The following is a 13,973-nucleotide window of genomic DNA, read 5'->3' on the forward strand; positions in this document are numbered from 1 at the left end:
AAACTGGCCTTTTTTTAGGGTAATTACTTTAAAGTTAGAAGAATGCTCTGACACCTACTTTAAAGTTTCTACCAGGAAGAGGTGCTTGCTCTTTAATTACAGAAGTATGAACGAAGCCTAGTTCATCGGTTAAGTTATCGATATTGAAATAAGCCATTACATCATTACCAGCAAGTTCGAAATCATATTGCATACTAAAGTCAACCAAAGTATAACCAGCAGTTTTGCTCTCATAAGATGCAATGTTGTTTTGACTCGCGTAACGCGTCACTGTTAAATCTGCAACTAAATTGTCCAGTGCGTATTCGTACTTAACACCAATTTTATTACTTGGAATACGAGGTAAATAGCTTGAGTCTTTTAGTTTTGCAGTGATTGAATCAGCAAAAAGCTTTACTGTATTTTCTTCGTTCAGTTTGTAGTGTGTATCTAGCTCAAAACCATAGAGCTCTGCATCCTGGCTCTTAAATTGATAAACTGGTAATGCGCCTTCATGCTCATGATCAGCTTCTTCAATACCATGTTCTGCAGAGTAAATTAGGCCAGTATTTTCTTGATAATAATAGTTTTCTACATCGTTGTAGAAGAAGTTTAGTGTATAACCAAAATCACCAGTAAATTTCCTAAAACTGATGTCAAAGTTTGTAGAAACTTCTTGTTGAATATCTTCCGGTTCGAAATGTGCTTCGCCATCTTCTAAATGATAACTTAGACCTAACTCATAAGTACTTGTTGCGATATGAGTACCGTTAGATAGTAATTCTGCAGTTAATGGAGAGCGCTCTGAGTGAGAAATGTTAATTGCGATATTTTGACCATTGGTATAATTATAAACACCACCAATTGAATAACTCATGTTTGTTTGATTCAATTCATAAGCAAATAATCGATTTTCATCATGCTCGTCATGGTCATGATCATGGTCATGATCATGGTCATGCTCTTCGTGAGAACTTTCAGTAATAACACTAGAAAGTTGGTAGTCTTCAACACGAGCTCCAACCTCAAGGGTGAAGTCACCAAACTGTTTTTCTTCTAAAACATAAATTGCATGACTCATTGTTTCTGTAGCGGGAGTGAATGCTTCAGCGCCTTGTGCTTCATAATCGCTATCAGAGAAGTGATATCCAATAATACCATGCCAACCAGCAAGCTTATGTTCTACACTTGTTCGTAATTCAGATGTTTTATTCTTAAAAGTTGTACCTACCGTACCACCCTCAATCTCACTGTGTTGGTAATCAGTGAAGCCAGCTTTCACATTGATATTTTCAATGTAATCATTGTGAAGCGCGTAATTGAAAAGTGCTTGCCAGCGATCTTGTTTTACACGGGCAAAAACGTTTTCTTCGCTATGTTCTTCATTTTCATGGTCATCATCTACATGCTCATCATCAGCATGTTGACTGTGGTCATGGTCGTGATCATGATGTGCGTGGTTATGAGCTGGAATTCCGTAATCTGTATCAATTCGGCCAAACGAGAAACCGACAGTTAAATGATCCGTTACATAGCTCGTACCGAAGTTTACTTGTTGAGAATCGATAAATGTATTAGGTACTGTTGTAAGAAGCGTTTCATTTTCTTCGTGCTCTTCATGATCTTCATGTTCGCTGTGCTCTTCGTGGGTTTCGTGTTCGTCATGATCACCATGTTCTTCTTGAGAAGGATAAGCAGGGGTATCATAATCTTTACCGTTCCTTACGACACCGTCAAAATGGAAATTAAATCCGTCTTTTCCTGTTTCGAGTAAAGCTGCATAAGTATTTGTATTTGAGATAGTATCAAAACTATACCCAACAGCACCTGTTGTAGTGTCAATAATATCCGTTGGAATACGGTTATCTACAACGTTTACAACACCACCAATTGCACCAGAGCCATAAAGTAAGGTTGCAGGACCACGCAATACTTCAATCTGTTCTGCAGCCAAGCTTTCATTCGTCGTAGCGTGATCTGGGCCAATTCTAGACGCATCACTGCTATCTAAACCATTCTGCGTGATCTTAACTCTAGGACCATCTAAGCCACGAATAATAGGACTAGAAGAGACTGGTCCGAAATAGCTTGCATTAATACCTGGTTGACCTTTAAGTGTCTCGCCTAATGTTGGCTTAGCTTGTTTCTTTAGTTCATCACCAGATAAAACCGAAACTGGTGAAGCCATCTCTAAATTGTTCTTATGAAGAGCAGACGCGTAAACAACGATACTTTCTACTGAGCTAGGCTCCAGAGAAACAAGCACATTGCCTTGATCAGCCTTGATGTCAACACGTTGATCAATGAAGTTGTTTTTAGTGATGTGTAGCTGACTGTCAGAGTCAGTATTAATGCTAAATTTACCAAATCTATCTGTAATGACAGATTGCTTTTTACCGTGTAAATGGACCTTTGCACCAGAAATTGGTTGTTTGTTGGAATCAATCACTTTACCAGTGATCTGCGCAGCATAAGCATTACCCGTCGATAGGGCAGTAAGTATTGCGGTCGCAATAATAGAGTGTTTTTTCATCATAGTACTTCATTAATTGTCTCAGTTATGGTTATGGTATAACAACACTATGAGTACAATCAACGAATGTTATACTGTAGCTTTGTTGAATTATCGTATTTTTGACCTAAAGTTTGTTTAGTAGGGATAGGAGTATCTCATGAGCAAGCCATTTGTTTTTAAAGCAAGGTTAAAAGTTGCAGATCTTTTTCATCATACGAACCACGAAGAAGTGTTTACAGCAGCTGTCACAAAGAGAGAAAGCTTAGAGCATTTTTTATTGAGGATACTTGGTTTTTGTGCGCTGTCTTATCATCCTAATACTTTCCATAACCAAAAATCAGACAAGCAGTACCCAGATGTTTGGTGTGAAAACGATGACCAAGAAATCATTATCGCGTTATATGTCTCAGAATTGGACATTAGCGAAATTCATAGATTATGTAAATTTTACGACAAACTACTGATTTTGACTATTGATGGAGAATCTTGGTTCAAGGGAATATCCTCTCAGCTGATTCAACATCATAATATCAGCGTTTATTCTATAACAGCGAACTTCATAGAAGATTTAAAGAGTAACTTAACAACCAGTCTTCATTGGGATATTTTGATTGAGCAGAATTCACTGAGTGTGGGGGATAAAGCCGGCTACTATCAGACTGATGTTAAACAACTCTGCTAAGCTTAGATGAGTTTTATCGAAATATCAGTCAATGGTTTAGAGCAACATAACAACACTTCACCATCTCTGACAAAAGCAAGTGGCTCTTGATTATATATCACTTCACCAGAATTAAGTTTTGCTCTGCAGGCACCACAAAATCCTTCTCTACACTGATAAGTAACTTCAATATTTGCTTTCTCGAGTGCATCTAGTAGAGAAGGGCACTGAGCCGCAAATGTAAGCGGCTCAGAATGTTCTTCGATAGATATTTTTGAACTGGGTTTAGAGTTCATTATAAATCGAAATCACCAAAATCAGACGCATCAACTTCAGAGTCGATTTGACCAACAAGATAAGAGCTTATCTCTGCTTCTTGTGGAGCAACTTGAACATTATCAGATACCAACCAAGCATTAATCCAAGGGATAGGGTTGCTCTTAGTTTCAAAGATAGGCTTTAAACCGACCGCTGACATTCGCGTATTAGTAATGTATTCAACATACTGACAAAGGATATCTTTGTTTAGTCCAATCATTGAACCATCTTTGAACAGGTATTCAGCCCACTCTTTTTCTTGTTGTGCAGCTTCTTCGAACATTCGAATAGCTTCATCTTCACACTGTGCGGCAACAATAGACATCTCAGGGTCATCTTTACCGTCTTGCATAATATTCAGGATATGCTGAGTGCCAGAAAGGTGAAGGGCCTCGTCACGTGCAATAAGTTTGATAATCTTGGCATTACCTTCCATTAGCTCACGCTCGGCAAATGCAAAAGAGCATGCAAAGCTAACATAGAAACGGATCGCTTCTAAAATATTAACTGACATAATGCAAAGGTACAGCAGCTTTTTAAGTTCAAATAGATTGATTCGAACTTCTACGCCGTTGATCACATGCTTGCCTTCACCGTAAAGATTATAAACTGCAACTTTCTCAATCAGCTCATCATAGTACTTTGTAACAGCATCAGCGCGCTCATTGATTTTATCGTTGCTAACGATATCGTCAAAAATCAGCTCAGGCGATTGCGTAACGTTACGTATAATATGCGTATATGAGCGGCTATGAATTGTTTCACTGAATGCCCACGTTTCGATCCAAGTTTCTAGTTCTGGGATTGATACTATCGGAAGCAAAGCAACATTTGGAGAACGACCTTGCACACTATCAAGCAACGTTTGATACTTTAAATTACTTAAGAAAATGTGTTTTTCGTGCTCAGGTAAAGCTTGGAAATCCAGGCGGTCTTTAGAAACATCTACTTCTTCAGGACGCCAGAAAAAAGAAAGCTGCTTCTCAATTAACTTTTCAAAAATTGGGTATTTCTGTTGGTCATAACGTGACACGTTGACAGTTTGACCAAAAAACATTGGTTCTTTTAACTGGTCGTTATGATTTCTGCTAAATGTAGAATAAGACATAGTTTTTAATACTCGATAACGCAAAAAAGTGAGCAAGCACAATGCTTACTCACGTCTTAATTAAATTTTACACGCGCCGCCTTCGCAGCCATCATCTTCAACTTCTGGTTTTAATTCATCCTGTGAATCTGATGCACCATCACGGGTGTTGTGATAATAAAGTGTTTTAACGCCTAGCTTATACGCAGTAAGCAGGTCTTTAAGAAGTAACTTCATTGGTACTTTACCACCATCAAAGCGGCTTGGATCATAATTTGTATTTGCAGAAATAGTCTGGTCAATAAACTTCTGCATGATACCAACTAATCCAAGATAACCATCATTTGATGGGATATCCCAAAGTAACTCATACTGATCTTTTAACTTCTCGTACTCAGGTACAACCTGTTTCAAGATACCATCTTTACTTGCTTTAACGCTGATGTGGCCTCGTGGTGGCTCAATACCATTGGTTGCATTCGAGATTTGTGAAGATGTCTCTGAAGGCATTAAGGCAGAAACCGTAGAGTTACGCATTCCATGCTCTTGAATGCTTGCACGTAATGCATCCCAGTCTAGGTGTAGTGATTCATTACAAATTTTATCTAAATCACGTTTGTACGTGTCAATTGGCATAATGCCTTGAGAATAGGTTGTCTCATTGAACTTAGGACATGCACCGCGTTCTTTAGCAAGTTCGTTTGATGCCTTCATCAAGTAGTATTGAATTGCTTCAAATGTGCGGTGTGTTAAGTTATTCGCACTGCCATCTGAGTATTTAACACCATTTTTAGCAAGGTAATACGCATAGTTAATTACACCAATACCTAGCGTACGACGACCCATAGTTGCAGTGTGTGCTGCTGGTACCGGATAGTCTTGGAAATCTAATAGATTATCAAGCGCACGAACAGCAAGCTCAGCCAATTCTTCAAGTTCATCTAAAGACTCGATTGCACCAAGGTTAAACGCTGATAGCGTACACAACGCGATTTCACCTTCAGGGTCATTAATGTGTGAAAGAGGCTTAGTTGGCAGCGCAATTTCAAGACATAAGTTAGATTGACGGATAGGAGCAACTTTTGAATCAAATGGGCTGTGCGTATTACAGTGATCAACGTTTTGCAGGTAAACTCGTCCAGTGCTTGCACGCTCTTGCGCAAACATAGAGAATAACTCGATCGCTTTGATGCGCTTTTTACGAATAGACTCATCTTGCTCATACTGAGTGTATAGGCGTTCGAATTCTTCTTGATCTTCAAAAAAGGCATCGTATAGGCCAGGTACATCAGACGGGCTGAACAAAGTAATGTAGTCGTCTTTGATTAGGCGGGCATACATTGTTTTGTTGAATTGCACACCATAATCTAAATGACGTACACGGTTTTCTTCAACACCACGGTTGTTTTTAAGTACTAGTAGGTTTTCTACTTCCAAATGCCAAAGTGGGTAGAATAAGGTAGCAGCACCACCGCGTACACCACCTTGAGAACAACTTTTAACAGCGGTTTGGAAATGCTTATAAAATGGTATACAACCTGTGTGGTAAGCTTCACCATTGCGAATTGGGCTACCTAACGCACGAATTCGACCGGCATTAATACCAATACCAGCACGTTGGCTAACATATTTGACGATTGCAGATGAAGTCGCATTGATTGAATCTAAGCTATCTCCAGTCTCGATTAATACACAAGAGCTGAATTGACGAGTTGGTGTACGAACACCTGCCATAATAGGTGTAGGTAATGAAATTTTGAATAAAGAAACGGCATCATAGAAACGCTTGATGTAATCAAGACGTGTTTCTTTAGGATAATCAGAGAATAAGCTCGCAGCTACAAGAATATATAAGAACTGAGCACTTTCATATATTTCACCAGTTACACGGTTCTGAACCAAATACTTGCCTTCTAACTGTTTAACCGCAGCATAACTGAAATTCATGTCTCGGCTGTGATCTAAATAGTTATCTAACTCGTCGATTTCTTGCTCTGTGTAATCAACAAGCAAATGTTGATCGTAACGTTTTTGCTCAACTAATTGAGTGATGTGATCGAATAAACGCGGAGGCTCAAATTGACCATACGCTTTTTTACGTAAATGAAAAATGGCTAAGCGAGCAGCTAGATACTGGTAATCAGGGGAGTCTTTGTCAATTAAATCTGCAGCAGCTTTGATGATTGTTTCGTGAATATCTTCAGTACGGATCCCGTCGTAAAACTGAATATGTGACTTTAATTCAACCTGTGAAACTGAAACATTATCTAAGCCTTCAGCAGCCCATGTAATGACGCGGTGAATTTTATCGAGATCGAGCGGCTCTTTGCGGCCGTTTCTTTTACTGACAGATAACTGTTGGTTCATAGCTGTGCCTGTAATCCTTCGGATTGAATATTATAAAAATAAATGGCGAAAATTAGCTCAGGTTTTGACCACTATATATGGTGGTTCTTCTGATTGGGATCACAAGATAGTGGGGTTCAATTGAATTTGCAATAGCAAGGTAAATGCACAAATGTGGATAAGTTTGGGATAAATAAAAAGTGTTAGTAACTATTAACCTTTTGAGGTTCGTTGCAAGTAACCTCAGCAGGAAATCAACAAAAATGATGCTATTTTTAAAGAAAATAAAAAATTTTTTAGAGTGATTTCTTAATGAACAACTTGTGGTGATGAAAGAGCCAAAACACTAGATATAGTGTTTTGGCTTAAATGTGAGCACTAGATATGGTCAAGTACTAAAAGTGGGTTAGTTAAATTTAGATCTGCTTTCCAACTGTACGCTGCTTCGAGACTGGGTATGTACCCCCATAAGGCGCAAGCAGAAGTCATACCTGCTGCATTTGCTGCTTGAATATCTCGTTGTGCATCACCTACATAAAGACATTCGGACGATTTAATATCTAATTGTTCCGCTGCGTATAATAATGGTTTAGGTGAAGGCTTCGCTTCATCTAATGTGTCGCCGCAAACAATTACATCAATTTCCTCAAGTGCTGAAATTTGTTTAACAAGTGGCAAAGTAAGGAATGTAGGTTTATTAGTCATTATTCCAACTTTAATCCCTTGAGCAATAAGCGATCTTATAAGTTCAGGCACACTTTCAAAGCAGCCTGTATGCACTGCAATATTAGCTTCGTAATAATCAAGTACATCCTGTCTTAAATGAGCAATATCAAATTCAGCAAGTCTAGGACCAAATCCAACTTCTAAAAGCGCTTTTACACCATCAGAAATAGCTGGGCTATACACTTCTCTTGAAACAGGCTCAAGTCCATTTTTGTCTAGTACAAAATTTAAAGCTGCCCCTAAATCGTCTGTGGTGTCGAGTAGGGTGCCATCTAAATCGAATATGACAGCCTTCATTAATCAAGTTTCTCGAAATGTAGTAAGTAATTCACACTGACGTCATCAGTTAAGGTAAATGTTTTATTGATTGGGTTGTAATTGATCCCCGCACTTGCACGAACTTTAAGGCCTGCTTTTTCAGCCCAGCCTATTAAAGTAGAAGGACGAATAAACTTATCGTGCTCATGTGTGCCCTCGGGGACCATTTTTAGAACTTTTTCTGCACCGACGATAGCAAGTAAATATGCTTTAATCGTTTTGTTTAGCGTAGAAAAGAACACACTTGCGCCAGGCTTTGCCATTTGTGCAGCAGCTTGGATAATAGATTCTGGATCTGGGACGTGCTCAAGCATTTCCAAACAGGTTACAACATCAAATTGTTCATTGTTGTTTGCTGCAAACTCTTCTGCAGGTACTTTGATGTAGTCAACGTGGATACCTACTTCTAAAGCATGAAGCTTTGCAACGTTTAATGGCTCTTGACCTAAATCGATACCTGTCGCCTTAGCCCCAAGCTTTGCCATGCTTTCAGTTAATATTCCACCGCCACAACCGATATCGACAACTTTCTTGTCAAATAAGCCCTTTGCTTTGTCGTTAATAAAGTCAAGACGTAATGGGTTTATGTCGTGAAGGGGTTTGAATTCTCCTTCTGTATCCCACCATCTTTCTGCGATGCTCTCAAATTTCGCAATTTCTTGTGGATCTACATTCTGATGCTCGGTCATAAAAAACTTCCTCGTGAATCTGAGCGCATTTAAATTGGATTATTTCAAAATCACACGGATTTTGCGCCTGTAATAATAATAAATCTGTGTTAGCATGGGCGTTGATATTAATAATAACTTAATCTCTAGGGCACTTGATAGTGCTATTAGAGATAGACTCTGAAGGAAAGTGCAATCAATGACTGATCTCGCCAATGAAATCCTCCCGGTCAATATCGAAGACGAGTTAAAAAATTCATACCTAGATTATGCGATGAGTGTAATCGTAGGTCGTGCATTACCTGACGTACGTGATGGTCTAAAGCCTGTTCACCGTCGTGTATTATTTGCCATGAATGAACTTCGTAACGACTGGAATAAGCCTTATAAGAAGTCGGCTCGTGTTGTCGGTGATGTTATCGGTAAATACCACCCGCATGGTGACAGTGCTGTGTACGACACGATTGTTCGTATGGCTCAGCCTTTCTCTCTACGTTATATGCTGGTTGACGGTCAAGGTAACTTCGGTTCTGTTGATGGTGACTCAGCTGCTGCGATGCGTTATACCGAAGTACGTATGGCGAAAATGTCGCATGAACTACTTGCCGATCTTGAAAAAGAAACCGTTGATTATGTACCAAACTACGATGGTACAGAGCAAATCCCTGATGTATTACCAACTAAAGTGCCAAACTTATTAGTCAATGGTTCTTCAGGTATTGCTGTAGGTATGGCAACAAATATTCCACCTCATAACTTAACTGAGGTGATCAACGGCTGTTTAGCGCTTATCCAAAACCCTGATTTAACGATTGAAGAGTTAATCGAATATATCCCAGGTCCAGATTTCCCAACTGCCGCGATCATTAATGGTAAGAAGGGCATCGAACAAGCATACAAAACGGGTCGTGGTAAGATTTACATTCGTGCGCGTGCTGAAATTGAAGTGGATGAAAAAACTGGTCGTGAGACTATCATCGTTCATGAAATTCCTTACCAAGTTAACAAAGCACGTTTAATCGAAAAAATCGCTGAGCTTGTAAAAGATAAGAAAATCGAAGGCATTAGTGCGCTTCGTGACGAATCTGACAAAGACGGTATGCGTATCGTTATTGAAGTTAAGCGTGGTGAAGTGGGTGAAGTACTACTAAATAACCTTTACGCGCAAACTCAAATGCAAACTGTATTCGGTATGAATATGGTTGCGCTAGATAATAACCAACCAAAGTGTTTCAATTTAAAAGAAATGCTTGATGCGTTTATTATCCACCGTCGTGAAGTCGTTACTCGTCGTACGGTATTCGATTTACGCAAAGCGCGTGATCGAGCGCATACGCTTGAAGGTCTTGCAATTGCACTTGCGAATATCGACCCAATTATTGAGTTAATTCGTAAGTCTCCAACCCCATCAGAAGCGAAGCAAGCGCTTGTTTCACGTCCGTGGGAGTTAGGTACTGTTAAAGCCATGCTTGAAAAAGCAGGTGAAGACAACGTTGCACGCCCTGATTGGTTAGCTGCTGAGCTAGGAATCCGTGACGGTCAATACTATTTATCTGAGCAACAAGCACAAGCTATTCTTGATTTACGCTTACACAAGCTAACGGGTCTTGAGCACGAGAAGATCCTTGGCGAATACCAAGAGCTATTAGACCTAATTGCTGAACTTCTTTATATCCTTTCTTCTCCAGAAAGATTAATGGAAGTTATTCGTGATGAATTAGTCGAAATCAAAGAGCAATATGGTGATGAACGTCGTACTGAGATCAGTGCTGCAGCACACGATATTAGCCTTGAAGACCTTATTAATGAAGAAGATGTTGTTGTAACACTTTCTCACGAAGGCTATGTAAAATATCAGCCTCTATCTGATTACGAAGCGCAGCGTCGTGGTGGTAAAGGTAAAGCTGCAACTAAGATGAAAGATGAAGACTTCATCGAGCGCCTATTAGTTGCAAATACACACGACACCATTTTGTGTTTCTCAACAGAAGGCAGAATGTACTGGTTGAAAGTGTACCAATTACCACTTGCATCACGTCAGGCACGCGGTAAACCAATCGTTAACTTGTTACCGCTAGAAGCGGATGAACGTATCACGACCATTTTACCGGTTCGTGAATATGAAGATGACAAGTACGTATTGATGGCAACAGCAAACGGTACTGTTAAAAAGACACCTTTAACAGCCTATAGCCGTCAACGTGCAAGCGGAATTATTGCAATTAACCTTAATGAAGGTGATAACCTGATCGGTGCGGACATCACTGATGGTAGCAACGATATCATGCTATTCACAGATCATGGTAAAGTAGTACGATTCAACGAAAAGCTTCGTGATTCAGAAACCGGTGAAGTTAAGATCGATCCTGAGACTGGCGAAGAAATGCTGGCCTTACGTCCTATGGGCCGTACAGCAACCGGTGTTCGCGGTATTAAGATGCCTGAGGGTGTTAAAGTTGTATCATTGATCGTGCCTAAGAATGACGGTGCAATCTTGACCGTTACTGAGAATGGTTATGGTAAACGTACTCCACTAGAAGACTACCCAGCGAAGAGCCGTGCAACACAAGGTGTTGTATCAATTAAGGTATCTGAGCGTAATGGTAACGTAGTCGGTGCGGTGCAAGTTGAAGATAATAATGAAATCATGATTATCTCAAACCGCGGTACGCTTGTACGTACCCGTGTTAACGAAGTTTCTACTGTCGGCCGTAACACACAAGGTGTTATTTTGATAAGAACTATTGACGAAGAACAAGTAGTTGGTTTACAACGTATCGAGGAAATCGAAGTTGATGAATTACCTGAAGACGGTTCTGAAGCAGTAGTGCAAGATAACCCAGAAGGTACACAAGAGAGTAGTGAAGATACTCCGAGTGAATAAATCTTAAAAAGCGGCTTCGGCCGCTTTTTTTAACTCTAAATTGCGTGAAGTTATTCTAACAATGATATGGCTTAATGCGCCCACAAATATACAGTTTAGGAATGAGGAAATGACGGTATATAACTTTTGTGCTGGTCCGGCAATGCTGCCACCAGAAGTAATGAAAAAAGCACAACAAGAATTTTTAAATTGGCAGAACCTAGGTGTATCTGTCATGGAAGTGAGCCACAGAGCTCAGCCTTATCTAGAAATGGTGAAAGAGTGCGAAGCAAGCCTTCGTCGTTTGATGGATATTTCAGATGAGTTTGAAGTTTTATTTATGCATGGCGGTGGTCGTGGCCAATTCGCTGCAGTGCCTTTAAATCTTCACTTAGATGATGCTCCAGGTGTTTATGTTGAGAATGGTATTTGGTCAAGTGGTGCAACTAAAGAAGGTGCTAAGTTTACTCAAGTAGAAGGCATTAATATTCGCACTGATGTAGATGGCCAATTTGATATTCAGCCAGTTGAACAGTGGAAATTACCTGAAAAAGCGTCGTTTATTCATTTTTGTCCTAACGAAACAATCGACGGTATTGAGATATACGATGTGCCAAAACATGATGCACCTATTGTGGCGGATATGTCTTCAATGATCCTGTCACGAGAAATCAATGTTGATGATTTTGATTTAATTTATGCTGGTGCTCAGAAAAATATAGGCCCTTCAGGTTTGTGTATTGTTATTGTGCGCAAAACCCTGTTAGAGCGTGAAGGGTTACCACGTCCAGCTATACTTGATTATGCGATTGAAGCAAAACAGGGCAGTATGTATAACACACCACCTACTTTTGCATGGTATCTAGCAAATGAAGTGTTCCAATACCTAGAGTCGATCGGTGGTGTTAAAGCAATGGAAGCGCACAATAAGAAAAAAGCAGCGATTCTATATGACTATATTGATAGCTCTGACTTCTATTCAAATAAAGTGGCTAAACACTGTCGCTCACTGATGAATGTCCCATTTTGGCTGAAAGATGACACCTTAAACGATAAGTTTTTATCTGAAGCTGAAGCAGCAGGATTGCTTGCACTTGAAGGCCATAGATTTGTTGGCGGTATGCGTGCAAGTATTTATAACGCAATGCCAGTAGAAGGTATTGAAGCTCTAGTTGCGTTTATGGATAAATTTGCAAAGGAAAATAGTTAATGGAACAACTTACCTTAAAGCCAATTAAAAAGGTTAGTGGTTCAGTAACCTTACCTGGCTCTAAAAGCCTATCAAACCGAATTTTGCTACTTGCAGCGCTTGCTGATGGTGTGACACAAGTCACTAATTTGTTAGATAGCGATGACATCAGACACATGCTTAAAGCGCTTGGTCAGTTAGGTGTTAAAGTCGAACTTAACGAAGACAAGACCATTGCAACAGTTCATGGCGTTTCAGGCAAATTTAAAACGCCGGATGAACCGCTGTTTTTAGGTAATGCAGGTACTGCATATCGCCCTTTGACAGCCGTTTTAGCAGCTATTGAAGGCAATTATGAGCTTATTGGCGAGCCTAGAATGGAAGAGCGTCCGATAGGTCATTTAGTTGATGCATTAGACTCTATTGATGCAGATATTACTTATCTTAAAAATAAAGATTATCCACCATTAAAAATCCTTGGTAAAAAGTTAGCTGGTGGACATGTAGAAATTGATGGCAGTATTTCAAGTCAATTTTTGACTGCGATTTTAATGGCTGCACCTTTATTAGATGGTGATTTAAATATCTCGATCATAGGTGAACTAGTTTCAAAACCCTATATCGATATTACAATTGGTGTGATGGCAAAATTTGGTGTGCATGTAGAAAACGACAATTATCAGAGATTTGTTGTTAATAAAGGACAATCATATCAGTCACCAAAGAGTATCATGGTAGAAGGGGATGCCTCATCTGCGTCTTACTTTATTGCTGCTGCAGCCATCAATGGTGGTGAAATAGAAATTAATGGCGTCGGCAAGGCAAGTGTGCAGGGTGATATTGGCTTTGCAAAAGTCATGGAGCAAGTTGGCGCGAAGATCGATTGGTATGATGAAAAGCTTGTTGTACGTAAAGGCGAGTTAAATGGTGTCGATATTAATGCCAATGCAATTCCTGATGCTGCTATGACATTAGCGACAGTAGCTCTTTTTGCGAAAGGCAAAACTGCAATTAGAGATATATACAATTGGCGCGTAAAAGAAACAGATCGATTACATGCGATGGCAACTGAGTTGAAGAAATTAGGTGCTGAAGTCATTGAAGGCAATGACTTTATCGAAGTATCCCCGCCTGAAAAGCTTAATTTAGTTGATATTGATACTTATGATGACCACAGGATTGCCATGTGTTTTTCAATGGTTGCCGTTGGCGGCCAAGAAGTAATCATTAATGATCCTAAATGTACGGCGAAAACCTTTCCAACTTACTTTGATGTCTTAGAATCTTTAAGTACTAAGTAATC

Annotated in this window: 10 protein-coding genes; 4 read left to right on the top strand and 6 right to left on the bottom strand. The window is 39.6% G+C overall.

Annotated features, from left to right (window positions below):
- Positions 1 to 34: 34 nt before the first annotated feature.
- Positions 35 to 2,512, bottom strand: a complete 2,478-nt coding sequence (locus tag PP2015_RS07710) for a TonB-dependent receptor (protein ID WP_058031580.1) — start codon at positions 2,510 to 2,512, stop codon at positions 35 to 37.
- A gap of 139 nt (positions 2,513 to 2,651) precedes the next feature.
- Here PP2015_RS07710 and PP2015_RS07715 point away from each other — a divergent pair, with 139 nt between their 5' ends.
- Positions 2,652 to 3,176, top strand: coding sequence for a YaeQ family protein (locus PP2015_RS07715; protein ID WP_058029716.1), 525 nt, complete (start codon positions 2,652 to 2,654; stop codon positions 3,174 to 3,176).
- 2 nt (positions 3,177 to 3,178) lie between these two features.
- On the opposite strand, the gene yfaE is transcribed toward PP2015_RS07715, so the two are convergent.
- From yfaE to ubiG, 5 genes are all read right to left on the bottom strand, one after another.
- Positions 3,179 to 3,451 carry a class I ribonucleotide reductase maintenance protein YfaE gene (yfaE, locus tag PP2015_RS07720; protein WP_058029717.1) on the bottom strand — a complete coding sequence of 91 codons (273 nt, stop codon included), beginning with the start codon at positions 3,449 to 3,451 and terminating at the stop codon, positions 3,179 to 3,181.
- Positions 3,451 to 4,581 (bottom strand): class Ia ribonucleoside-diphosphate reductase subunit beta, encoded by a 1,131-nt coding sequence (gene nrdB / locus PP2015_RS07725; protein ID WP_058031581.1) that lies wholly within the window; start codon positions 4,579 to 4,581, stop codon positions 3,451 to 3,453. Before nrdB ends, yfaE begins: the two co-directional genes overlap by 1 nt.
- Positions 4,582 to 4,641: 60 nt before the next feature.
- Positions 4,642 to 6,927, bottom strand: a complete 2,286-nt coding sequence (nrdA, locus tag PP2015_RS07730) for a class 1a ribonucleoside-diphosphate reductase subunit alpha (protein ID WP_058029718.1) — start codon at positions 6,925 to 6,927, stop codon at positions 4,642 to 4,644.
- A 357-nt stretch (positions 6,928 to 7,284) separates the two neighbouring features.
- Positions 7,285 to 7,929, bottom strand: coding sequence for an HAD family hydrolase (locus PP2015_RS07735; protein WP_058029719.1), 645 nt, complete (start codon positions 7,927 to 7,929; stop codon positions 7,285 to 7,287).
- On the bottom strand, positions 7,929 to 8,639 hold the full coding sequence (gene ubiG / locus PP2015_RS07740) for a bifunctional 2-polyprenyl-6-hydroxyphenol methylase/3-demethylubiquinol 3-O-methyltransferase UbiG (protein ID WP_058029720.1): 711 nt from the start codon (positions 8,637 to 8,639) through the stop codon (positions 7,929 to 7,931). The genes PP2015_RS07735 and ubiG overlap by 1 nt, the downstream gene beginning before the upstream one ends.
- Before the next feature lie 178 nt (positions 8,640 to 8,817).
- On the opposite strand from ubiG, the gene gyrA reads away from it, so the two are divergent.
- The 3 genes from gyrA to aroA all read left to right on the top strand — a co-directional run bounded on the left by gyrA (position 8,818) and on the right by aroA (position 13,971).
- Positions 8,818 to 11,502, top strand: coding sequence for a DNA topoisomerase (ATP-hydrolyzing) subunit A (gyrA, locus tag PP2015_RS07745; RefSeq protein WP_058029721.1), 2,685 nt, complete (start codon positions 8,818 to 8,820; stop codon positions 11,500 to 11,502).
- 109 nt (positions 11,503 to 11,611) lie between these two features.
- On the top strand, positions 11,612 to 12,691 hold the full coding sequence (gene serC / locus PP2015_RS07750; RefSeq protein WP_058029722.1) for a 3-phosphoserine/phosphohydroxythreonine transaminase: 1,080 nt from the start codon (positions 11,612 to 11,614) through the stop codon (positions 12,689 to 12,691).
- Positions 12,691 to 13,971 (top strand): 3-phosphoshikimate 1-carboxyvinyltransferase, encoded by a 1,281-nt coding sequence (gene aroA / locus PP2015_RS07755; RefSeq protein WP_058029723.1) that lies wholly within the window; start codon positions 12,691 to 12,693, stop codon positions 13,969 to 13,971. The genes serC and aroA overlap by 1 nt, the downstream gene beginning before the upstream one ends.
- Positions 13,972 to 13,973: the final 2 nt, after the last annotated feature.

Origin of the sequence: Pseudoalteromonas phenolica, from assembly GCF_001444405.1 — a bacterium.
In the GTDB taxonomy this organism is placed as follows: Bacteria; Pseudomonadota; Gammaproteobacteria; order Enterobacterales; family Alteromonadaceae; genus Pseudoalteromonas; species Pseudoalteromonas phenolica.

What these genes read in the sequence shown, in the direction of transcription:
- ubiG (WP_058029720.1), bottom strand. Translation starts at nt 8,639, where the DNA reads ATGACCGAGCATCAGAATGTAGATCCACAAGAAATTGCGAAATTTGAG.
- yfaE (WP_058029717.1), bottom strand. Translation starts at nt 3,451, where the DNA reads ATGAACTCTAAACCCAGTTCAAAAATATCTATCGAAGAACATTCTGAG.
- gyrA (WP_058029721.1), top strand. Translation starts at nt 8,818, where the DNA reads ATGACTGATCTCGCCAATGAAATCCTCCCGGTCAATATCGAAGACGAG.
- PP2015_RS07710 (WP_058031580.1), bottom strand. Translation starts at nt 2,512, where the DNA reads ATGAAAAAACACTCTATTATTGCGACCGCAATACTTACTGCCCTATCG.
- nrdB (WP_058031581.1), bottom strand. Translation starts at nt 4,581, where the DNA reads ATGTCTTATTCTACATTTAGCAGAAATCATAACGACCAGTTAAAAGAA.
- aroA (WP_058029723.1), top strand. Translation starts at nt 12,691, where the DNA reads ATGGAACAACTTACCTTAAAGCCAATTAAAAAGGTTAGTGGTTCAGTA.
- PP2015_RS07715 (WP_058029716.1), top strand. Translation starts at nt 2,652, where the DNA reads ATGAGCAAGCCATTTGTTTTTAAAGCAAGGTTAAAAGTTGCAGATCTT.
- nrdA (WP_058029718.1), bottom strand. Translation starts at nt 6,927, where the DNA reads ATGAACCAACAGTTATCTGTCAGTAAAAGAAACGGCCGCAAAGAGCCG.
- PP2015_RS07735 (WP_058029719.1), bottom strand. Translation starts at nt 7,929, where the DNA reads ATGAAGGCTGTCATATTCGATTTAGATGGCACCCTACTCGACACCACA.
- serC (WP_058029722.1), top strand. Translation starts at nt 11,612, where the DNA reads ATGACGGTATATAACTTTTGTGCTGGTCCGGCAATGCTGCCACCAGAA.